The sequence below is a fragment of the Bacillus altitudinis 41KF2b genome, from assembly GCF_000691145.1.
Taxonomy (GTDB): domain Bacteria; phylum Bacillota; class Bacilli; order Bacillales; family Bacillaceae; genus Bacillus; species Bacillus altitudinis.
The window spans coordinates 40,041-62,303 of the sequence record NZ_ASJC01000002.1 but is presented as its reverse complement, the minus strand read 5'-3'; the positions used below and the strand labels follow the sequence as shown (position 1 = coordinate 62,303).

At 40.8% G+C, this 22,263-nt stretch carries 22 protein-coding genes and 4 pseudogenes; 21 read left to right on the top strand and 5 right to left on the bottom strand.

The window, feature by feature from the left end; all coding sequences use genetic code 11:
- The first annotated feature begins 114 nt into the window (after nucleotides 1–114).
- Both BA79_RS04320 and BA79_RS04315 read left to right on the top strand, forming a co-directional pair.
- A complete protein-coding gene (locus BA79_RS04320) occupies nucleotides 115–333 on the top strand; it encodes a spore germination protein (RefSeq protein ID WP_035701178.1) in 219 nt (72 codons plus the stop codon).
- Nucleotides 334–362: 29 nt separating this feature from the next.
- Nucleotides 363–764, top strand: coding sequence for a YugN-like family protein (locus BA79_RS04315; protein WP_024719713.1), 402 nt, complete (start codon nucleotides 363–365; stop codon nucleotides 762–764).
- On the opposite strand, the gene BA79_RS04310 is transcribed toward BA79_RS04315, so the two are convergent.
- On the bottom strand, nucleotides 761–1,747 hold the full coding sequence (locus BA79_RS04310) for a potassium channel family protein (RefSeq protein ID WP_035701175.1): 987 nt from the start codon (nucleotides 1,745–1,747) through the stop codon (nucleotides 761–763). The two genes, BA79_RS04315 and BA79_RS04310, sit on opposite strands and share 4 nt — an antisense overlap.
- A 126-nt stretch (nucleotides 1,748–1,873) precedes the next feature.
- Between BA79_RS04310 and BA79_RS04305 the strand changes: the two genes are divergently transcribed.
- From BA79_RS04305 to BA79_RS04280, 6 genes are all read left to right on the top strand, one after another.
- On the top strand, nucleotides 1,874–2,098 hold the full coding sequence (locus BA79_RS04305; RefSeq protein WP_008345775.1) for a YuzI family membrane protein: 225 nt from the start codon (nucleotides 1,874–1,876) through the stop codon (nucleotides 2,096–2,098).
- Between the two features lie 81 nt (nucleotides 2,099–2,179).
- Complete coding sequence (locus tag BA79_RS04300; protein ID WP_024719711.1) at nucleotides 2,180–2,854, top strand: zinc metallopeptidase; 675 nt, start codon at nucleotides 2,180–2,182, stop codon at nucleotides 2,852–2,854.
- A gap of 48 nt (nucleotides 2,855–2,902) precedes the next feature.
- Entirely contained in the window at nucleotides 2,903–4,195 is a 1,293-nt protein-coding gene (locus BA79_RS04295) for a hemolysin family protein (RefSeq protein WP_007500537.1), read from the top strand.
- A 135-nt stretch (nucleotides 4,196–4,330) separates the two neighbouring features.
- Nucleotides 4,331–4,732: a secondary thiamine-phosphate synthase enzyme YjbQ gene (locus tag BA79_RS04290; RefSeq protein ID WP_008345770.1), complete on the top strand. Its 402-nt coding sequence runs from the start codon at nucleotides 4,331–4,333 to the stop codon at nucleotides 4,730–4,732.
- Nucleotides 4,733–4,746: 14 nt separating this feature from the next.
- Complete coding sequence (locus tag BA79_RS04285) at nucleotides 4,747–5,778, top strand: nitronate monooxygenase (RefSeq protein ID WP_035701172.1); 1,032 nt, start codon at nucleotides 4,747–4,749, stop codon at nucleotides 5,776–5,778.
- A 24-nt stretch (nucleotides 5,779–5,802) separates the two neighbouring features.
- On the top strand, nucleotides 5,803–6,051 hold the full coding sequence (locus BA79_RS04280; RefSeq protein ID WP_017358966.1) for a hypothetical protein: 249 nt from the start codon (nucleotides 5,803–5,805) through the stop codon (nucleotides 6,049–6,051).
- A gap of 21 nt (nucleotides 6,052–6,072) precedes the next feature.
- Here BA79_RS04280 and BA79_RS04275 read toward each other — a convergent pair whose 3' ends face one another.
- Complete coding sequence (locus BA79_RS04275) at nucleotides 6,073–6,813, bottom strand: protein-glutamine gamma-glutamyltransferase (RefSeq protein WP_008345763.1); 741 nt, start codon at nucleotides 6,811–6,813, stop codon at nucleotides 6,073–6,075.
- 156 nt (nucleotides 6,814–6,969) lie between these two features.
- On the opposite strand from BA79_RS04275, the pseudogene BA79_RS19945 reads away from it, so the two are divergent.
- From BA79_RS19945 to BA79_RS04250, 9 genes and pseudogenes are all read left to right on the top strand, one after another.
- A pseudogene (locus BA79_RS19945) lies at nucleotides 6,970–8,019 on the top strand (cache domain-containing protein); the annotation flags it as partial.
- A complete protein-coding gene (locus BA79_RS19940; protein ID WP_370529240.1) occupies nucleotides 8,011–8,961 on the top strand; it encodes a methyl-accepting chemotaxis protein in 951 nt (316 codons plus the stop codon). The pseudogene BA79_RS19945 and the gene BA79_RS19940, both read left to right, overlap by 9 nt.
- Before the next feature lie 126 nt (nucleotides 8,962–9,087).
- A pseudogene (locus tag BA79_RS19935) lies at nucleotides 9,088–10,131 on the top strand (HAMP domain-containing protein); the annotation flags it as partial.
- Complete coding sequence (locus tag BA79_RS19930) at nucleotides 10,126–11,076, top strand: methyl-accepting chemotaxis protein (protein WP_370529239.1); 951 nt, start codon at nucleotides 10,126–10,128, stop codon at nucleotides 11,074–11,076. The pseudogene BA79_RS19935 and the gene BA79_RS19930, both read left to right, overlap by 6 nt.
- Before the next feature lie 176 nt (nucleotides 11,077–11,252).
- Nucleotides 11,253–12,290: pseudogene (locus BA79_RS19925) on the top strand (HAMP domain-containing protein); the annotation flags it as partial.
- Nucleotides 12,282–13,229 (top strand): methyl-accepting chemotaxis protein, encoded by a 948-nt coding sequence (locus tag BA79_RS19920; protein WP_394804981.1) that lies wholly within the window; start codon nucleotides 12,282–12,284, stop codon nucleotides 13,227–13,229. The pseudogene BA79_RS19925 and the gene BA79_RS19920, both read left to right, overlap by 9 nt.
- 370 nt (nucleotides 13,230–13,599) lie before the next feature.
- Nucleotides 13,600–14,643, top strand: a pseudogene (locus BA79_RS19915) (HAMP domain-containing protein); the annotation flags it as partial.
- Entirely contained in the window at nucleotides 14,635–15,588 is a 954-nt protein-coding gene (locus tag BA79_RS19910) for a methyl-accepting chemotaxis protein (RefSeq protein WP_375803961.1), read from the top strand. The pseudogene BA79_RS19915 and the gene BA79_RS19910, both read left to right, overlap by 9 nt.
- A 90-nt stretch (nucleotides 15,589–15,678) precedes the next feature.
- Nucleotides 15,679–16,203 carry a type 1 glutamine amidotransferase domain-containing protein gene (locus BA79_RS04250; RefSeq protein ID WP_008344162.1) on the top strand — a complete coding sequence of 175 codons (525 nt, stop codon included), beginning with the start codon at nucleotides 15,679–15,681 and terminating at the stop codon, nucleotides 16,201–16,203.
- Between the two features lie 55 nt (nucleotides 16,204–16,258).
- On the opposite strand, the gene BA79_RS04245 is transcribed toward BA79_RS04250, so the two are convergent.
- The gene (locus tag BA79_RS04245; RefSeq protein ID WP_019743561.1) at nucleotides 16,259–17,248 is read right to left on the bottom strand and encodes a Gfo/Idh/MocA family protein; all 990 of its coding nucleotides are present in this window, start codon (nucleotides 17,246–17,248) and stop codon (nucleotides 16,259–16,261) included.
- Between the two features lie 200 nt (nucleotides 17,249–17,448).
- Between BA79_RS04245 and BA79_RS04240 the strand changes: the two genes are divergently transcribed.
- The 4 genes from BA79_RS04240 (at nucleotide 17,449) to BA79_RS04225 (ending at nucleotide 20,655) form a co-directional block, all read left to right on the top strand.
- On the top strand, nucleotides 17,449–17,841 hold the full coding sequence (locus BA79_RS04240; RefSeq protein WP_035701165.1) for a DoxX family protein: 393 nt from the start codon (nucleotides 17,449–17,451) through the stop codon (nucleotides 17,839–17,841).
- Between the two features lie 65 nt (nucleotides 17,842–17,906).
- On the top strand, nucleotides 17,907–19,049 hold the full coding sequence (locus tag BA79_RS04235; protein WP_007500555.1) for an AI-2E family transporter: 1,143 nt from the start codon (nucleotides 17,907–17,909) through the stop codon (nucleotides 19,047–19,049).
- Between the two features lie 127 nt (nucleotides 19,050–19,176).
- Nucleotides 19,177–20,010 (top strand): undecaprenyl-diphosphate phosphatase, encoded by an 834-nt coding sequence (locus tag BA79_RS04230; RefSeq protein WP_035390159.1) that lies wholly within the window; start codon nucleotides 19,177–19,179, stop codon nucleotides 20,008–20,010.
- A 171-nt stretch (nucleotides 20,011–20,181) separates the two neighbouring features.
- Nucleotides 20,182–20,655, top strand: a complete 474-nt coding sequence (locus tag BA79_RS04225) for a hypothetical protein (protein ID WP_008344156.1) — start codon at nucleotides 20,182–20,184, stop codon at nucleotides 20,653–20,655.
- Between the two features lie 41 nt (nucleotides 20,656–20,696).
- Here the strand turns inward: BA79_RS04225 and bioB are convergent, their stop codons facing one another.
- Entirely contained in the window at nucleotides 20,697–21,692 is a 996-nt protein-coding gene (gene bioB / locus BA79_RS04220) for a biotin synthase BioB (RefSeq protein WP_035701162.1), read from the bottom strand.
- 148 nt (nucleotides 21,693–21,840) lie between these two features.
- Nucleotides 21,841–22,191: a hypothetical protein gene (locus BA79_RS04215; protein ID WP_003213146.1), complete on the bottom strand. Its 351-nt coding sequence runs from the start codon at nucleotides 22,189–22,191 to the stop codon at nucleotides 21,841–21,843.
- Nucleotides 22,192–22,263: the final 72 nt, after the last annotated feature.

Below are 22,263 nucleotides of genomic sequence, written 5' to 3'. Positions count from 1 at the left end.
ACGCTAAGGCACATCTTTGCATAAGGTGTGCCTTTTTTTATGTTCTCATGGTGTCAGTGCAAGCCTCCCTAAGCTCTATACATAGAATAATCAATGGAGGAGGTTGATGAAGCGATGAGAACAAATCATATTTATATCCATGACATTTCCGGGCAGGCCATCGTTAACTTTGGGAATGTTGGGCGGATTTGTCCAATGAGTGCTACGAAAGAAACATCTGGAGCGGGCAGTGCGAACCAGACAAATGCATTATCCAGCCAAAGCTTATTTGATGCTGCTTTTACAAACAATGTGCAAATCACGAAAGGCAAATGTATGAATTCCTCTCTTTAACGAACCCTATACAAAAAGGAGGGTTCTGTATGATTCATGTACCATCTAGGCTGACTGGTGAAAGCTTTTCACTGTACCATTTAGAAGAAAACATGAAGCCGCTCGGATATGTCATTAATGGGAATTGGGATTATGATCATGGATATTTTGATTATAAAATTGACAACCGTGACGGCTATACCTTTCTCAGAGTTCCGTTTACAGCCGAGAAAGGACAGCTGGATCAGCCAGGCGTTGTGGTGAAAATGGGACATCCATTTCTCTTAAAGCATGTCTATCAAGATAAATTAGATGACCATGCGATGGTTGGAAATGTAGGGGCATCTTTTAACCAATTCCAAGAACCGAAAGAGAAAGACGGAGATGTGTCAAAGGCTTATGCCGAAATTGGCTTTTCACTCGTCAAAGAATTAGAAGATGTACTGCTTTAAAAGCTGATCAGCTCATCCTCTGGATGAAGCTCATACCCAAAAGGAGGATTCATCATGGGTCCTTCTTTTTTTTGTACCCCTACAATGATCACATGATGCTCTAGAAAATGATGAAGTGCCGTTAAGAATGTCTCTCCAGCTAATGAAGCCGGTACTGGAATGATGGTGATCTGTTTATGGAGGGTCATGTTTCTTTTTATTTTTAACGCCATGAGCTGTTCTTTTAAAAGAAAATGCTCCACCATTAAATGATTCACGGCATCAGAAGTATGGATGACTTGATTGGCTCCAGCCCGCTCAGCATTTTTCACATAGCGGTCGGTTAAAATTTCAATTAAACAATATAACGAAGGATTTAATCCTTTTGCCGCAAGCAAGGTTAAGACACTCTGCATATCAGCCGTCACTTCATTTTCATGCTGGTCGGCGGTAATCATCAATGTATCAGCACTCATAATATTTGCTCTGCGAAGTGTGGCATCCTCTGTACCATGGCCTTTAATAAAATGGACATTCTCTAAAAGAGGTCCTTCCTTTAAGGAATCATCAATGAGTACAATCGGCATGGCGGGATCAATGGTTTGAAACGATTGAAGCAGTTTGTTCGTTTTCTCATTCCAGCCGACAATGATGAGATGTCCCTTCCCCTTGAAAGCCACCTTCCCCTCTACATACTGGTGTTGTTTGCTAAATACGGCGGCAGCAAGTGTGGCGAAATATGCAGTGACAAAGCTGGCGCCGATCAAAATAAGCGCCATTCCTGCTACTTGCCCAGGCATGGTTTGCGGCACAAAATCACCGTATCCCACAGTAGAAACTGTAATGAGCGCCCACCAGATCCCATCAAAGATCGTATGATACTGCTTTGGTTCAAGTATGACGATTAATTGTCCAAAAAAGAGAAGCAAGAAACAGATGATGATCGCAATGCGAACGTAAAGAGGCCATCTTAGCCAGGCAATGAAGATACGGTTTGATTTCATCGAACTCGTCCTTTCAGGGAGACTGCTAATGTCAGTATGCCCGATTAGGAAACAATTTTTCATCATCGTCATGTATTGAAATAGAACCCATATCTTAAAATAAGAGAGAAGAAGGAGGGAATGCGAATGTCGTTTGTTCAAAAGACCGTACTTCTTTTTATCGGCGCCCACTTTTTATCATCTGCGGTGATTTTACTCGTGTTTGATTTAAATGCGGTGAACCATTTCATGAATGATTTCTCGTGGCTTCGTTTTTTTCAAGACCTATATGGAACGGTGACATTTTATACAGCATGCATCGGAATGTTCTTCTTTTTCATTGGTGTAGTGATTCCCCTTAAAAAGACCTAGTGCTTTTTGCTGTACACGTTACATAAAAGTCATTAAAATTGTAAATAAATATATAAAATAAAAAGGAAGCTGATGAGCATGCTGTTTTTTTATTTTTTAACATTTGCCGCATTGGGATTGTCTTTTTGGGCACAATTTAAAGTAAAGAATAATTTTGAAAAGTATTCAAAGGTTGAAGCTGCCAGTATGAAAACAGGTGCTGAAACCGCTCGATATATTTTAGATCGCAACGGGTTATACGACGTACCCGTTGAACCGGTAAGAGGAACTTTGACTGATCATTACGACCCGACGCAGCGTGTGGTTCGTTTATCTGAACCAGTGTATTATGGCCATTCCATTTCGGCCATTTCAGTCGCATCACACGAGGTTGGACATGCCTTGCAGCATCAGGAATCCTATGGTGCGCTTGTCTTGAGACATAAGATCTTCCCTGTCGTGAACTTTGCATCTGGTGTTGCCCCGCTTCTTTTCCTAGGTGGATTATTGCTCGGCAGCCTTAACTTAATCGGGCTTGGGATCGTTCTGTTCTCAGCTGCTGTGTTCTTTCAGCTAGTGACATTGCCTGTTGAGTTTAACGCAAGTTCTCGTGCAAAGAATATCATTGTTTCAGAAGGAATCATTAGAAGCAGTGAAGAAAGAGGCGTGAACAAGGTGTTAAATGCTGCAGCTCTTACTTACGTAGCAGCGGCCCTTGTCTCCCTGTTTGAATTGCTCCGTTTTGTAATGATCTTCCTAAATGGCCGTAATGATTAATTGACGCCAGAGGAGGTGAGCCCTTACCCGTGTTAGGTAAGGGTTTTTTTGTATATTTTAAACGTATTTTTAGTCCTATTACTCATTGCTGCGACAGCATTTTTTGTTGTCACTGAATTTGCGATTGTGAAAATTAGAGGCTCAAAAATCAATCAGCTGATTGAAAGCGGTGATAAGAGAGCCATTCATGTTCAAAAACTGACAACCAACCTTGATGAATATTTATCTGCCTGTCAGCTTGGTATTACCATCACGGCATTAGGCTTAGGGTGGTTAGGGGAGCCAACAGTGGAACATTTCCTGCATCCGCTTTTTGAAAAGGCAGGGCTTCATTCCGCTTTGACAGACATCATATCGTTTATCATTGCCTTTGTGATCATTACGTTTTTGCATGTTGTCGTTGGGGAACTTGCTCCCAAAACGATTGCCATTCAAAAGGCAGAAGCCGTCAGTCTTGTGACGGCAAAACCTCTTATTTTTTTCTATAAAGTCATGTACCCGTTTATTAAAGCATTAAATGGGGCTGCACGAGGCATTGTGAAATTATTTGGTTTTCATTCTGTCAAAGAACATGAAGTGGCGATCAGTGAGGAAGAATTGCGTCTCATCCTTTCTGAAAGCTACGAAAAGGGCGAGATCAACCAATCTGAATACAAATATGTCAATAAAATATTTGAATTTGATAACCGAGTGGCGAGAGAGATCATGATCCCGCGCACAGAAATCTCTGCCATTGAAATTGAACAGAGCCTGGAAGACGTGACGCATTATATGCTGAACGAAAGGTATACCCGTTATCCTGTCATTAAAGAAGATAAAGATCATGTCATTGGTGTGATCAATAGCAAAGACGTATTTAAAGCAAGTTTTCTCAATCAAGAGGTGTCCATTGAAGACTTAATGCGCCCTGTTATTCGTGTCATTGAAAGTACACCGGTTCAAGAACTGCTGATTTTGATGCAAAAGGAACGGATTCATATGTCGGTGCTTGTAGATGAATACGGCGGAACAGCAGGTCTCGTCACAGTTGAAGACATATTAGAAGAAATTGTGGGGGAGATTCGGGACGAATATGATCAAGATGAAACCCCTCATATTGTGAAAAAAGGTGACTTTCATTATGTGATGGATGGGAAAGCCTTGATCGATGAAGTAAATGATTTATTGGATTTAGCGATTGAAAATGATGATGTTGATACAATTGCAGGGTGGATGATGACGCATAAAATTGATTTTGACATTGGAGATATCATTGAAGCAGAAGGCTGTGAATTTAAAATTGTCGATGCAGAAGATCATCATATTCGAACCATAGAAGTAAAAAAGGTTCACTTTTCCTAAAAACCTCGGAGCTATTGACGAGGTTTTTTTGCTTGGTAAACTTTAGGTAAGAAGATTTGTTTCTGCCAACCGGCAGTGATTGGTTTCACATAAAAAGGGTATGGTTTTATAGACATGATCAAAAGGAGCAGAGAAATGAAAAAAATCAACGTACAAACAGACAAACACGATGACATGATAGACATTACCCATGAAGTTCAGCAATATGTCCGGGAAACTGGGATTCAAAACGGAACGGTTATGGTCTATTGTCCACATACGACGGCTGGAATCACCATTAATGAAAATGCCGACCCAGACGTCAAACGAGATATGCTGCGCCGGCTTGACGAAGTCTTTCCGTGGGAACATCCAAAAGATCGTCATATGGAAGGCAACACAGCAGCACACATGAAAGCTAGTTATGTGGGGGCATCTCAGCACGTTCTTGTCCATCATGGTGATCTTGTGCTTGGAACGTGGCAGGGAATCTATTTTTGTGAGTTTGACGGACCGAGACATCGTCACTTTTATATACAGGTGTCAACTAACGAGTAAGGAGCGGGGAGAAGATGGGAGAATTCACAGCGTTACTTCAAATTGAACATGGCATCATCCAAGCACCAATGGCAGGAGGAGCGGTGACGCCGCAGCTTGTCGCCGCTGTTTCACAATATGGCGGTCTCGGTAGCTTAGCAAGTGGTTATGTACAGCCAGAAAAGATGAGGCAGCAAATCAGACAGGTCAAACAGCTGACATCTCGTCCATTTCAAGTGAATGTGTTTGTCCCTGAACCCATTTCAGAAACGAAAACAGAAGATGTATCATTTTGGACAGACCGGCTGCCTGTCATACAAGAAGCACAGATGATCCCTAGAGAAGAAGAATTATGGAAGGACTATGAACAAAAAATCAAGATTCTTCAAGAAGAAGAAGTCCCAGCTGTGTCGTTTACATTTGCCTGTCCAAACGAACAAACAATTCATCACCTGAAACAAAAGGGGATCTTTCTCATCGGAACAGCTACAACAAAAGAAGAAGCACTACTTTTAGAAGAAAAAGGAATGGATGCCGTTGTCCTGCAGGGAAGTGAAGCAGGAGGGCACCGAGGCACCTTCTTACCTTCAAAGGGAGATGCTCTGCAGGGACTTTTCTCCCTGATCAGTGATGTCAGATCCGTCTGTCATATCCCATTGATCGCCGCTGGAGGGATCACAGACCGGACCACTATGAAAGCAGCACTAGCACTTGGAGCGGATGCGGTTCAAATAGGGACACGATTTTTAGCGAGTCAAGAAAGTGCTGCGGCAGATGTGTACAAAAAGGCGCTGTTACAGGCAGAAGGCAGTGAAACAGCGATGACACGGCTTTTCTCTGGAAAAAAAGCCAGAGGTATTGTCAATCAGTGGATGGAGGAAGAAAGACGAAATGAAGACCGGGTTCTTCCTTATCCCATACAGCACGTATGGACAACACCGATGCGAAAAGCGGCAGCTGCTGCAGGAAACCGAGAACAAATGGCTCTTTGGGCAGGTCAGGGGGTTGGCCGCATTCTCTCGATTTTAACCGTTGAAGAGATCATGCATGAACTCACGCAGAAATAATTTGATAATGGGTGGTGTGACAGGATGGAAATCTTAAAACATTCATATCGGAAAAAAGGACAAATTGAATTTCTATTTGATGATTTTCCGCACTCCCCTGCCGTCCTTACCCCCATTCGTCATTACTATTTCGTTCGTTATGTCAAATGGAATCAGCACGACCCTCCAGTCACAAGAAACGATCTAGAAGAAATGGAAATCCTAGCAAACACAATGCTTGGCACGCTCCATGATTACCGCAAACGCAAGGCATACAAAGGCCCCTTGTCATAACCTATAGACAAGAGGCCCTTTTTAGCTACCAAACATTTGCCTGAGATAAATAACATCCATCCTAGTAGTCTGCGGCAGTAAATAAGCGGACTGAACCGCCCCTGGCCGTCTTCTGGCATTTAATTTATCAATAATCTCTGCAGCTGTTAAGATCCCAAGCCCATGCCCATAATATTGATCTTCCCCTAAGTAAATCACATTTTCTCCGCGCCATTGAGACTGTTGATAGCTAAACTCTGGATTCTCGAAATATAGGCAATCCCCATAGATAAAATCATTTCCACGCTCTGTATAAATGGACAATGTATCATAGTGCCAGTCATACAGTGTTAAACTTCTAAGTCTTCGATTGAACTTCTCGTCTCCTACCGTTTGCAAGACTCCCATATAAAACACAATGACAATCGCTGTGGCACATTCAAAGGCATATTTTGAGCCATTTTCAAAGATGTCTTTAATCCCTGTAGATGGCTCGACTTGATAGCGCAGTTCTAACGCTCCGGCCTCTGATACACGCCAATAGGCGTCATTCGCACGGGACCTTTGAAAGATAGCAAATGAGGCACCGCTCTTGTTCAAATCTCTTGCCGCATTCATGATATTCGATCGTAAAGTCACCTCAAATAACAAATCAGATGCCTGCCTATAACGGAACGTATCATTTGAGGCTTGTAACTGCATCAAAATGATCCGCTTTTGTCCTTCTAGCTGAAACGATGCCAGCTGCTCATTTGTCACTGGCTGTCCTGAAAGGATAATCATATGAAAAGCGCCCCCTTTTGTATTAGCGTATGCGGGATGCTTGGGCAAGGAATCAATTTGTGAAAATAAACAAAAAGACATCCTTTTTATTTGAAAAACATGAAAATAATATGAAGCTGTCCGATATAAAACATAACGTTTAAAAGGAGGAAAAACATGAAAAGTATCATAAAATGGTTGAAAAAACCATCGATTTCTAAAAGGCTGATTATTTCATTCACACTTGTTCTCGTCTTGCCTATCATTACACTCAGTACGATTTCATATCAGATTGCCAAAGAAGAATTAGATCATGAAATCATGTACGGAGCCAACGCAAGAGTCAATGAGCTGAATGACATGATCGAGCAAAAGCTTTTGAATAAGGAGAACGCAGTCAAACTGTTTACCGAAACATCCAGTGCTGCAGACTTTAAAAAGAAAAACCAGGACGAACTGTATGAGCATTTTGAGATATACAGTAAAATCAATGAAGATGATGTAGTTGGATTTTATGCAGCAAGTAAAAATCGTGACTTTATTCAGTATCCTAAAGTGGATATGCCAAAGGACTATGACCCAACAACTCGTGACTGGTACAAAGCGGCGATGCAGGACGAGACAGGTGAACCTGTTGTCACCAATCCATACGTCTCAGCCACAACAGACAGCATGGTTGTCACAATTGCCCAACGCTTGAAGGACGGGTCTGGAGCAATAGGAATCGACATTGAAGTTCAAGACATTGTCGATAAAATCAAAGACATTAAAATTGGACGAGAAGGATATCCAATTATTGCAAATAAAAACAAACAGATTGTCGCTCATCCAGAAGAAAAATCGGGATCTGCAGTGACTGAAAATATTTCATCAATCCTTTACAGCAGCAAAGAAGGAACATCAACTTATGAGAATAAAGGAGAGCAAAAACGTCTCGTTTTTGTGACAAATGATTTAACAGGTTGGAAAATTGCTGGAACGATGTTTGTATCAGAAACAGAAGAAGCAGCACAGCCAGTTTGGAATTCTGCCATTATTCTTTTAATTTCTTCTTTTATCCTTGGCGGTATTGCGATCTTCTTTATCGTTCGCTCCATCACAATTGGACTTAGAAGGCTTGTTGATTTCTCCGAAAAGGTGAGTGAAGGGGATCTAACGGAAACCCTCGAAACCAAATCGAAGGATGAAATAGGAGACCTCACAAGAAGCTTTAGCAAGATGAGTGAATCTTTGCGTGAAGTTATTCGAGCGGTCCAGCAATCTGTCGACAATGTGGCTTCAGCTTCAGAAGAGCTGACTGCTAGTGCCAGCCAAACGAGTCAGGCAACAGAGCATATCACCATGTCGATTGAACAATTCTCAAATGGGAATGAAGCACAAAATGAGAAAGTCGAATCTAGCACGAATCAGCTTGTCGCAATGAATGAAGGATTACAAGGTATGTCACAAACTTCATCAGAAGTGACTGCTGTCTCCATTCAATCGACAGAAGCGGCTGGACAAGGCGGACGTATCGTTGAAAGCACAGCGAATCAAATGAAACATATCGATACATCTGTACAAGAAGCCGAACAAGTCATGAAAGAATTAGAATACAAATCTAAAGATATTACGAGCATTTTAAATGTCATTAATGGCATCGCAGATCAAACGAATTTACTTGCACTCAATGCAGCCATAGAAGCAGCAAGAGCAGGTGAATCAGGGCGCGGTTTCTCTGTCGTAGCAGAGGAAGTCAGAAAACTAGCGGTCCAATCTGCAGATTCAGCGAAAGAAATTGAAAAGCTGATCCAAGAAATTGTATTGGAAATTTCCAAATCTCAAGAGATGTTCAAAGCTGTTAACCGAGAAGTAAATGCAGGACTTGGGATGACAGAAGAAGCAAAAGAAAGCTTCCAAAACATCTATGAGGCGGCAGAAGGTATGTCGAAAAAACTCACTCAATTAAATGATACAGCGGTTGACCTATCAAGCGGATCAAAACTTGTATCACAAGCCATGCAAGAGATGCGTCAAGTTTCAAGAGAAAGTGCGGCGAACATTCAAGATATTGCGGCATCTGCTGAAGAACAATTGGCATCTATGGAAGAAATTTCGTCCTCTTCTGTCACACTTGCCAATATGGCTGAGGAATTAAAAGAGCTGACAAGTCAATTTAAAATTGATTAAAAAACGATGAAAAAATATCCAGAATTGTCTGGGTATTTTTTTTATTTTTAAACGTCATTTCCAGCCCTCTAAAAATAAACCTTTCATCCGATAATAACTTTAGAGAAGTAAAGGGGGAAAGAGAAAATGGGAAAAATGATCCAATGGTTCAAAAAACCATCCATTTCTAAAAAATTAGTTATTGCCTTTTTGGTAGTCCTTATACTGCCAACAGTTGCACTGACCATTAGTGCGTTTTTCACATCAAAGACAGAGTTAGACAAACAGATTATGGGCAGTGCGATGAGTCAGGTCAATGCATTTGATACCTTAATCGATGAGAATATTGGGAACAAGGCAGAGGCTGTGACCCTGTTTACAGATGATCTCAAGGCGGCTAATCTTCAAGAAAAAAATAGAAAAGCTACCATTAAAGAATTGCAGCAATATGGAAAAATTAATGAAAAAGATGTCTCAGCCATTTATGCAGGTTCAGAAAAGGGTTTGTTCATGCAATACCCAGTTCAAAAAATGCCTGAAGGCTATGACCCGCGAGAGCGTCCATGGTATCAAGAGGCCATGAGTGCTGATGGTAAACAAGTCATCACGAAGCCATATGTCGCAGCATCTACAGGTAAAATGGTCATCACCATTGCCCAAAAAACGAAAGATGGCTCAGGAGTGATTGGTCTTGATATGGAAATTGACAGCCTCATTCAAAAGCTAAAAGAAATCAAAATAGGTCAAAAAGGATATGCTTTCATCATGGAGAAGGATAAAACCGTGTTAGCAGATCCAACCCAAAAGCCAGGAAGCAAAGTCAATGAGAATTTGGCGAACATTATTTTTAAAAACAAACAAGGAAACGGCAGCTATACACTCAATGGAACAGATAAAAAGGTAGCTTATGTCACCAATGAACTAACCGGCTGGAAAATCGGCGGCACGATGCTCGTATCAGAAGTAGAGGATGCAGCTAAACCCGTTTTCAATACAGCCATTATTGTGTTCAGTGTGACACTGATCGTAGCAGGAACCCTCATCTTCTTTATTGTCCGCTCTATTTCAAATAGATTATCCAATCTGGCCCGTTTCTCGAAAAAGGTCAGCGATGGTGATTTACGTGATAAACTTCAGATTCAATCAGATGATGAAATAGGACAAGTTGGTAAAGGCTTTAATACGATGATTGACTCATTAAGATCCCTCATTGGTGCCGTCCAAACCTCCGTTGAAAATGTCGCTTCTTCATCAGAAGAACTGACCGCAAGCGCAGGACAAACAAGTAAAGCAACAGAGCATATTACATTAGCCATTGAACAATTCTCTACTGGTAACGAAAGCCAGAATGATAAAGTGGAATCTAGCTCAGAAGAGTTAGAAGAAATGAACAGAGGCCTTCAGCACATGAATGAGTCGGCTGAATCGATTACCGCTTCATCCATCAAATCAACAGAGATTGCAGGAGAAGGCGGACAGCTAGTAGAAAAAACCGCCTCTCAAATGAACGTGATTGATCAATCAGTGAAAAAAGCAGAGAATGTCATCAGTGCGCTGGAAAGCAAATCAAAAGATATTACCCAGATTCTTGGTGTCATTAATGGCATCGCAGATCAAACGAATTTACTTGCGCTGAATGCAGCGATTGAGGCAGCAAGAGCTGGCGAATCTGGTCGAGGCTTCTCCGTTGTAGCAGAAGAAGTAAGAAAACTTGCTGTTCAATCTGCCAACTCAGCGAAAGAAATTGAAAACTTAATCAAAGAAATCGTTCAAGATATTGATGTATCACAAGAAGTATTCACAGCAGTAAATCAAGAAGTTCAATCAGGCTTAAGCTTTACTGAACAAACGAAAGTCAGCTTCCACAATATTTTCGACATGACCAAAGAAATCTCAGATCAGCTCCAAACAATGAATCGAACAGTTGTCCAGCTGTCAAAAGGATCTGCACATGTTTCTGAGGCTGTCCGTGAAATTGCAGACGTATCACGTGAAAGCTCCGCCAATATTCAAGACATTGCCGCTTCAGCTGAAGAACAGCTGGCATCAATGGAAGAGATCAGCTCATCCTCTGCCACCCTTTCTTCAATGGCAGAAGAATTACGTGATTTGATTAGCAAATTTAAAGTCGAATAAACAAAATGAAAAGAACCTCCAGCTAGGGGGTTCTTTTTTGAACTGAATATAACGAAAGAAATAGGTAAATGTGCTTATTTTGGTGAGTTTTCGAGCATTACACCTTGAAAAATAATCTGTATTACCTAAAAATAGAGGGGGATGATCCCAAATCATAAACCAAAAGGAGTAGAGTCATGAAAAAAATCAACTTTTTTAAGCACTTTACGATGTCAAAGAAATTAATTACTGCATTCTTAGCGATTCTCCTAGTGCCCATTCTTGTGTTGGCCGCATTTTCCTATGAAGTGGCGTCTAAGTCTCTCAATGATGAGATTATGTCTAGCGCTGCAAATGGTGTGAATCAATTAAATGAATTGATCAATAAAGATGTACAGCCTAAAATTGATATTGTTTCATATTTATCTAAATCGGTGAAAAAAAAGGAACTGGCCTCTAAAAATAAGGATTTACTTAAGGTGAAATTAGAGCAACTATCGGAAACAGACGACGATGTCGTAGAAGTATTTGTTGCAGATCAGAATGGTAAACTAACTGAATATTCCGAGATCCATAAAGGCAGTGCCAAAAGCGCAAAAAATGAACCATGGTTTCAACAATCAATGGGAGATGACAAACTCATCATTTCAGATCCTTTTACAGACAAGTCATCAGATGACCTGCTCATCACAATATCAGAACAGTTAGCAGATGGTTCTGGTGTCATTGGTATAAATGTACGATTGAACACGATTGTGAAAGATACAAACAGCATCAAAATTGGTCAAGAAGGTTATGCGTTTGTCGCTACCTCAGACCAACGTTACATTGCTCATAAAACGGAAAAGGCCGGAACGAAACTGACAGGCGATTTCATCGAAAAGATGTATCACAATAAAAAAGGCAGTTTCGAATATGAATTCAACGGACAGCCGAAGCAAATGTTTTATGACACAAATGAAGCGACAGGCTGGAAGCTCGCGGGGACCATGTATGTCAACGAAGTGAAGGAAGCTGCACAGCCAGTGCTTGACTTAACCATGATCATCCTGGCTGCTGCGATTGTCATCGGTGGAATCGCGATTTATTTTATTATTAAATCGATCCGAAAACCACTCATAGAGCTCTCTGAATCTGCTGAGAAAATCAGTCAGGGGGATCTCACCCAGCATATCGAGGTGCGCACACACGATGAAATCGGCAAGCTTGCACAGAGCTTTAACGATATGTCGGCAAAGCTGAAACAAGTCATTCAAGCCGTCCAGAATTCAATTGAAAATGTGGCTGCCTCATCTGAAGAATTAACAGCTAGTGCAGGACAGACAGCCCAAGCAACTGAGCATATTACCTCATCTATTGAACAGTTCTCAAACAGCAATGAACATCAAAATGAGATGATCGAAAAAAGCTCTGTCCAGTTAAACGACATGGATCGAAGCTTATCACATATGGTCAACACGACTTCTCATATGATGGAATCATCTATTGAGTCTAGCAAAACCGCTCAGGCTGGTGGAGAGCTCGTTCAAAAAACAGCAGGTCAAATGCAAACGATTGAACAAGCAGTGAAAGAAGCGGAGCTTGTGATTGCAGGGCTAGAACAGAAATCTAAGGACATTACAAGCATTCTTGGAGTTATCAACGGCATTGCAGATCAGACGAACCTCCTTGCTTTAAATGCAGCGATAGAAGCCGCACGTGCAGGTGAGGCAGGAAGAGGCTTCTCTGTGGTCGCTGAAGAAGTTCGCAAGCTTGCAGAGCAATCAGGCAGCTCTTCAAAAGAAATTGAAAGTCTGACGAACGAAATCGTAGATGAAATTGAAAAGTCGCAGAAGATGTTTAGACAAGTAGCAGGTGAAGTTCAATCTGGATTAAACATTACAGATGAAACGAAAGTGAGTTTTGAGAAAATCACCCATAAGACATCAGAAATGACAGAACAAATGAAACAAATGAATGGATCAGCCCAAGAACTTTCTCATGGCTCAAACGATATTTCACAAGCAGTCAATCAAATCAAAGAGCTTTCACGTGACAGTTCCGCAGGTTTCCAAGATATTGCGGCTTCAGCAGAAGAACAGCTGGCATCAATGGAAGAGATCAGCTCATCTTCCGCCACTTTATCCCAAATGGCAGAAGAACTGAGAGAGCTCATCAAACAATTTAAAATATAAGAGTCATAGTGGAACACCTGACGTTTTGGCGTCAGGTGTTTCAGCGTGTAGACAAACCCTCGCATTCGGTGTCAGTCCTGCGTGCTGGTGCTCACGAATTCAAATTCGCTCCGCGCCAGTACTCGTCCTTCCTAGGGCTGCAAAGGTTTTCTATCACGCTGAAAAGAAGACAAAGGGCTAAAATCAAATTCATTTTAGCCCTTTGTCAATAATTTGGAACACCTGACATTTTGACGTCAGGTGTTTTTCCGTTCTTTGCACATAATTTGGGTATTTTGGACTTATCTAGACTTTAATAAATTAAAAAAGTAAAGAACCTAGTAGTACTTCCGATATATATACTATCTTACTAAAAGGAGTTTTCTTTTTTATGAATTTCATACAGTATTTCAAAAAACCATCGATATCAAAAAAGCTCGTTTTCTCTTTCTTATTTATTCTTTTATGCCCAATTATCGTATTGGCATTCTCTTCATATCATACGGCGAGCACCTCTTTAAATGATCAAATCATGCAAAGTGCAAAGGAAAATGTAGAACAGCTGGACAAAAACATTACGAAGGTTGTGAAAGTAAAAACAGACGCAGCCGATTTCTTTAGCAAATGGATTACGAAGAAAAAGCTGGGGCAAAAAGGAACGACTGATATTCAAGGGCGCTTTGAGCAATTCATGAGCATGAATGATGACACAGAAGGCATCTTTGTTGCTTCAAGTGATGGAAAAGTGTTCTCAAGATATCCAAATCAAAAAATGCCTGCTGATTATGTCGCAACTGAGCGGGATTGGTACAAAGATGGCTGGGCGAAAAACGGTGAGCTGTCTGTTTCCGCTCCATACCCAACCGCATCAACTGGTACACTTGTTGTGACGATTTCTAAAAAACTAGAGGACGGTTCTGGTGTTATTGCCATGAACCTGGACATTGCGAATCTAGTAAAAGAGTCTAATAGTATCAATATTGGTAAAGAAGGTCATGCTTTTATCGGAAGCCCAGATCGAACATACGTGGCACATCCAACGAAAAAAGCAGGAACAAAATTAACAGGTGATTGGGTAGACAAGCTTTATACACAAGACAAAGGTTCAATGAGTTATATGTTTGAAGGGAAAGAAAAGCAAATGGAGTTCACAACAAACAAAGCGACTGGTTGGAAAATTGCCGGTACAATGTTTGTCAGTGAAGTAGAAGAAGCGGCGCAGCCAGTCTTCAATATGGCGGCCATTATATTAGCTGGTGCGCTCATCATTGGCGGTATTCTCATCTTCTTTATCATCCGTTCTATTACAAAACCACTTTCCATGCTTGTCTCCTCTTCTAAGAAGATTAGCGAAGGAGATTTAACAGAGAAAATTGATGTCCGGTCAAAGGATGAGATTGGTCAGCTCGGTACAAGTTTTAATGAAATGAGTGAGTCACTCAGAGATGTGATCCAAGCTGTACAGACATCTGTTGAAAACGTGGCGTCATCGTCGGAAGAACTGACGGCAAGTGCAGGTCAAACGACAAAAGCAACCGAACATATTACATCATCCATTGAAACATTCTCGAACGGAAACGAAAATCAAAGTGAAATGGTGGAACAAAGTGCAGCCCACTTGAAACAAATGAACGAAGGGCTAAATGAAGTTGCACAAACATCTGATGTCATTACAGAATCATCGGTTCAATCAAAAAAAGTCGCAGAAACAGGCGGACAGCTTGTTGAACAGACAGTTGGCCAAATGAAAACGATTGATCATTCAGTGAAAGAAGCTGAAAGTGTGATCAACGGATTAGAGCATAAATCAAAAGATATCACCAACATTTTAGGTGTCATTAACGGTATAGCAGATCAAACGAATTTACTAGCTCTGAATGCAGCCATTGAAGCAGCACGTGCGGGCGAGTCAGGCAGAGGCTTCTCGGTTGTAGCAGAAGAAGTCCGTAAGCTGGCGGTTCAATCATCAGATTCTGCAAAAGAGATTGAAAAACTCGTCAAAGAAATTGTCTCTGAAATTGAAACGTCTCAAAATATGTTCAAATCTGTGAATGAAGAGGTAAAAAATGGTCTATCAATTACAGACCAAACAAAAGAAAGCTTCTCACAAATCAATCAGCAAACGGCAGAAATTGCGACAAGAATCAATGAAATGAATACGACAGTTCGTGAGCTTTCAAAAGGATCTGAGCAAATTTCTAAAGCAGTGAATGAAATTGCAGATGTATCGAGAGAGAGTTCAGCAAGTATTCAAGATATCGCGGCATCAGCAGAAGAACAGCTGGCATCAATGGAAGAGATTAGTTCTTCTTCAACGACGCTTTCCCAAATGGCGGAAGAATTGCGTGACTTAATTAAAAAATTCAAGATCAGTGAATAATGGAAAGTGGTTCTCCTCAAGGGGAACCGCTTTTCTTTTTAAGAGATGATCTCGTACAATAGAGGAAATCCGAAGAAAAGGAGAGATGTTATGCGTTTATCAAATAAGAAGGTCATTGCGTTAGTCAGTGATGATTTTGAAGATTTAGAGCTATGGTATCCCGTTTTGCGATTAAGAGAAGAGGGGGCAACCGTCCATCTCGTAGGCGAAAAAGCAGATCATGAATATATTGGGAAGTACGGAGTGCCGGCTGTATCAGATGCAGACTTCTATTCCATTCAAGCAGATGATTATGATGCGGTTCTCGTTCCTGGGGGATGGGCGCCCGATAAACTGCGCCGATATCCAGAAGTATTAGACATCGTTCGTACGTTTGATGCAAAGGGCAAACCGATCGGACAAATCTGTCATGCCGGCTGGGTGCTCATTTCAGCTGGTATCCTGAAAGGTAAAAAAGTAACGAGTACACCTGGTATTAAAGATGATATGACGAATGCTGGAGCGGAATGGTTTGATGAAGCCGTTGTGACAGATGGTCATATTGTATCAAGCAGACGCCCGCCGGACCTTCCGCCATATGTGAAAGCATTTGCCGATGTATTAGCGGCAAACTAGATTCACACGAACAAACAAAGGGCTGTAAAACGCCCTTTGTTCATTCAATGCCTCATTACATTTGTCTGTCGGCTGGATAGATAATGCCCATTTGTCTTCTCGCCTCGTCCATGACTGACATGGTTTGAACGGATAAGGCAAATGTATTGATTGGCGACTGTCCCTTTTTTTGCTTGATACATTGAATGAAGTGATCGATTTCATAATACATAGCCGGTTGATCATCTTTGATAGAAATATCGGTTTGCTGTCCATTCCGATCATGGATGATGATACGAGAAGGGCGATGGAATTGATCAATCACCATCGTGGCATCCTCCCCTTGAATTTCAGCAGATACATGAGATGTTGAGATTTTTGAATGGAAAAGAAGTGCTTGATGTCCTTCATATTGTAAAAGTAATGAACCGCTCCCATCTACTCCAGAAGAAAGTGTATAGCCTCTCGCGGTGATTTGATGTGGCAGCCCGAATAAATAAATGATGGGAAAGACAAGATACACGCCGATGTCCATTAAGGAGCCATTGGATAATTCCGGCTTAAAAGCGTTTGGAATCTCACCGTTTCGGTAGGCATCGTATCTTGAGGAATATTTACAGTAATGAGCGATCACTTGCCGAATGGGGCCTAGTTGATCAAGATGCTGTTTGATTTGAAGAAAATTCGGCAGAAATGTGGTCTTCATCGCTTCCATTAAGCACACCTGATATTTTTTCGCAGCAGCAATCATTTCTTCAGCCTCTTTCCGGTGAGAGGCCAATGGTTTTTCACATAATACATGTTTTTGATGCGCCATCATCAGCATCGCTTGCTCTTTATGAAGGGCGTTTGGACTTGCGATATACACAGCATCAAACGCATCACTTGCCGCCATTTGCTGTAAATTAGTAAAGACGGTATCAATGCCATACTTGTCTGCAAATGCCTGTCCTTTTTCAGCAGACCGAGAATAGACGGCCGTACATGTAAAATCCGCCACTCCTTCACCAGCCTGTAAGAATCGATCTGTAATCCAATTCGTTCCGATGACAGCAAATCGAATCATCACATTCCCTCCTTCTGCTTTTCTCTGATTATACATGCTTTGAAAGCGTTTGTATGAAAGAATCTTCTTTTTTATTGAAAAGCGGATGAAACCTTTACCTTAGCTGATGCGTCTTACATAAAGAATATAAATGTACGAAAAGTGGATAGTTTCCTCCTTCATTCGGGTAATACTTGAGAAGGAGGGAGGAGGAAACGAACATGAAGCGCATCCTACATATAGGAAGTACATACGCATTCGCGTTTTTATTTATAGCAGCCGGTGTTTTTCATGTGATAGAGCCAAGCGGCTTTGCCCGCATGATGTCTGGATGGCCATTTCCCTATGGCATCATTTATGCCACCGCATGCTTGGAATGGCTGCTGGCCGTATTACTGCTTCTTCCAAACGTAAGGATTGTGGCAGCAAAAATGATCGCTGTCTATCTGGTGCTCATTTTCCCTGCGAACCTATTTGCTGCGAGAGAAGGGATTCCATTTCCAGGGCAAGAGAGCACAGAACAAGCCTTGTTATGGATGAGATTAATCGGACAACCGATTTTGATTGGATGGGCCATGTCCATTGCGAAACGTGAAAAAAAGCTGAAACAATGATCACAAAATGATGATCAAGTAGTGTACAATTTACTAATAAAATAGCCCGTGTTTGGAGGAAAGATATGAATTCTATGCAAATGTGGAGCAGTCGATTTAGAAAATTTTTTCTTGATAACAAGTTTGTTCTCTTTTTACTCATCCTGCTATTAATAGGGTTGAATATCCTTGTTTTCATGAAGGCATCTTTTATTTTCACACCGCTCATTGTACTTATCAAAACCATTGCCTTACCGATTATTTTAACGGGGGTTGTGTATTATTTATTAAATCCAATTGTGAATTTATTAGAGAGATTTAAGGTCAAACGGATCTTCTCGATTTTGCTTTTATATATCGTCATTATTGGGATCATTACAGTGACCATTGTATCTATTATTCCTTTTTTACAAGCACAAACGATGAGTCTGTTTCATAATCTGCCAAAATACGTTGATACGGTAGAAGAACAGATTAGACAATTAACTGGAAGCAACTTTATTAGTCAAGTGCAGAAAACGATGAACTTTAACGTCTCTGAATTGGTGAGTAAAGCGTCAAGTCAAGCGACGAAGATTTTGGAAAGTACTTTTACCGGAGTCGGCACTTTCTTAGGGGCGCTTACTGAAATTATCATCTCGATCGTGACGGTTCCGTTCATTCTGTTTTATCTATTAAAAGACGGCAAAAAACTGCCTGACTATTTCTTGAAATTTATCCCGAATAAGTTTAGAGACCATACTCATATCGTGCTTCACGAAATGAACCATCGTCTAAGTTCTTATATACGCGGGCAGATCATTGTCAGCTTCTGTATCGGTATTCTTCTTTTAATTGGCTATATGATTATTGGACTTGACTATGCGCTGCTGCTGGCGATTATTGCGGCATGTACAAGTGTAGTGCCATACCTTGGTCCAACCATTGCGATTACACCAGCGATTGTGATTGCGCTTGTGACATCACCAGTGATGCTTTTAAAACTCATCATTGTCTGGACAGTGGTTCAACTTATTGAAGGGAAATTCATTTCTCCTCAGGTCATGGGGAAAAACCTTCATATCCATCCGATCACGATTATCTTTGTTCTATTAACAGCAGGTAAATTGTTCAGCGTAGTCGGCATCATTGTCGCGATTCCGACGTATGCCGTTCTGAAAGTGATCACGACTCACCTGTTTGATTGGTTCAAAATGCGATCCAATTTGTATAAAGAAGAAAAGGTTTGATGTCATAATCTTTTTTAGAAAAAAATATAGTATCATAAAGACGAGCTTTCGAAAAAGGAAGCTTGTCTTTATGTGGACATAGATGTTTGGCCAGTTCAAAAGATCAGAATTGAAAGGAAAGAAAATCATGAATCTATGGGATTTATTCGTGGCACTGGTTTTAGGAATTGTCGAAGGATTAACAGAGTATGCACCTGTCTCGTCTACAGGGCATATGATCATTGTTGATGATCTTTGGCTAAAATCAAAAGACATCATTACGCCAGAGGCTGCAAACACATTTAAAGTCGTGATTCAGTTAGGTTCTATTTTAGCTGTCATGATCGTGTTCAAAGATCGTATTTTGAACTTATTAGGCTTAAAGAAAAATATCACAGAAGAACAAAAACGCAGCGGACATAAGCTGACCATCGCTCAAATTGCTGTTGGACTCGTCCCAGCCGTCATTTTAGGATTCTTATTTGAAGATTATATTGATAAATATTTGTTTGACGTGAGAACAGTCGCCGTCGGTTTGATTTTAGGGGCTGTGTTGATGCTTGTCGCTGATTGGATCAATAAACGTAAAACAGAAACAAGCTCTGTGGATAATATGACGTACAGACAAGCGCTGTATATCGGGTTATTTCAATGTTTAGCACTATGGCCAGGCTTCTCGCGTTCAGGTTCTACAATAGCAGGTGGTGTTATTCTTGGTCTGAATCACCGAGCGGCGGCTGACTTTACGTTTATTATGGCCATGCCGATTATGGCGGGAGCAAGCCTCTTGACACTTGTTAAAAATGCCGAATATTTAACAACAGACATGCTTCCATTCTTTATTGTGGGCTTTGTGAGTGCGTTTATTGTGGCTCTCTTTGTTGTTCGATTCTTCCTAAAACTGATTAATAAAATCAAACTTGTGCCTTTTGCGATCTACCGAATCATCCTAGGTCTGATTTTATTTATCATGTTTATGTAATGATGGAAAACTACTCTTTTAAAAGAGTAGTTTTTTTGTTGTTTTGCCCTTTTAAACAGTAAAAACAGCCTCTTAATTGATAGAAAAAGAAGTTTTTTCTTAAATTAGTGTTTAAGTGACAAAGAAAAGGGTAGTACATAAACATACCAATTAAAGGAGGAGTTAGAAATAATGAGGAAAACAAGTAAATTTTTTGTTAGCTCTGTGATTGCTACGTCAATGGTTGCTGTCCCTTTATCTCTTACGACTTTTGGTCAAAAGGCTGAAGCTGCTACGACAACAGGTGTCGATGGAAGTGTCTCGATTGATCCAGTAGCCATTGCCGATAAAATTGAACAAGCAGTAAAATCATCTCAAAATCGTGATGGATTTGTAAAAAATGCGGCATACAGTGCATTCTATGAAGCAGGTCAAAATTACAACGTAGTTGTTCAAAACTTAAGCCAAGATCATGATTTTAGCGGACTGAACAATGTTGTCTATTATGATAGTGTTGAATATGACGGCATTACGTTTGGTATTTGGGTATTTGAAGATGGTACGTTTGTCAACAATGGTGACGGCGGCTATATTAACTGGACTTTTGTTGGCAGCTTTGACCGCGAAGAAGGAAGCGGTACTGTCGATTTCCATAAAAGATTCTAATCTCAACGTCAAAAGTCTGCCGATTCATCGGCAGACTTTTTTTAAAGCGCACATTCTTCTATTTCAAAACCTAAATCTTCAATGATGTGATGATCGGTTTGAACTTGCTGTCCTTTTGTCGTTAAATAATCGCCTACAAAAATAGAGTTCGCTGCATATAATGCGAGAGGCTGAAGCGTTCGTAAATTAAACTCTCTTCCCCCAGATACTCGAATTTCCTTAGCCGGGTTGATAAATCGCATCAGTGCCAAAACCTTCAACGCTTTGATCGGATGTGTACGTTCTTGATGTTCAAGAGGCGTTCCTTCAATTGCATGGAGAAAGTTGACGGGAATCGAATCCGCATCAAGGGCTCTAAGCGCAAAAGCCATTTCGACAATTTGCTGATTGGTTTCGCCCATCCCAATAATAACCCCTGAACATGGTGACATCCCTGACTGTTTGACCTTCTCAATGGTCGATACGCGGTCATCATACGTATGGGTCGTTGTAATTTGAGCATGATGATCTTGATGTGTATTGAGATTATGATTATACCGATGAACACCCGCTTCCTTCAGCCGCTTCGCTTTTTCTTCATTTAATAACCCAAGGCATGCACAAACTTTCAAAGGCATTGTCTCAGTAATTTCCTTCACTGCTGCGGTGACTTCATCTAATTCACGGTGCGAAGGTGCTCTCCCGCTTGCTACAATACAATAAGTCCCTGCTTTTCTTTTTAACGCCTCACGCGCACCGGCCACAATGGTTTTTTGGTCAAGCATTGTATACCTCTCAACAGGAGCTGTTGAAATCACCGATTGTGAACAATACCCGCAGTTTTCAGGACAATATCCGCTTTTGGCGTTAAAGATCATATTTAACTTCACCTTTTTTTGAAAAAAATGAAATCTCACCTGATAAGCTGCATGCATAATAGGCAGCAACTCTGCGTCGTCTGCTCCAAGAATTTTTAGACCTTCTTCCATCGTAATCGGTTCATGATTGATGGCTTTCTTCACGATCGTTTCCCAAGACAAAGACGTTATTTTTCCCATCATAAGCCCCTCTCAATATGTAAACTTATTTTTATTAAAAGTTAACATAATAGATAGAGATTGGCAAGCACTGGTAAGCAGCTTAAAAGTAAAAACACAAAAAGGCGATGAACATGTAGTCATCGCCTTTTCATATGAAAAAAATCGCTTAACGAACAGTAATATAGTTAATAACAAGCTCACCTAGTGAATTATAGTAAGACACTGTAACAGAACCGCGTTGTACAGCACGGATCCAAGTGAAATTTGGAGCAGTTTGGTCTAATTGAATGGCATACGTTGCGCCTGAGACAGAAATTTGACTTGCTGGAAGTGAAACAGCGATCGAAGAACCTACAGTAAGTGTGCGGTTCACTGTAATCACTTTATTCATAATAGGAGCTTTTGCTATAACTGGTTCTTTAGGCTGTGCAGCTGCATGAGCACCTTCAGTTTGGAAGAACGTAAGAGCACCTAAAGCAGCTAAAGACAATGTACAAGCTTTCATTAATTTTTTCATCGGTAACACTCCTTTTTTTAGTATATACATATATTAATAATAATAGAATTATATGTCAATCAAAATAAGTGG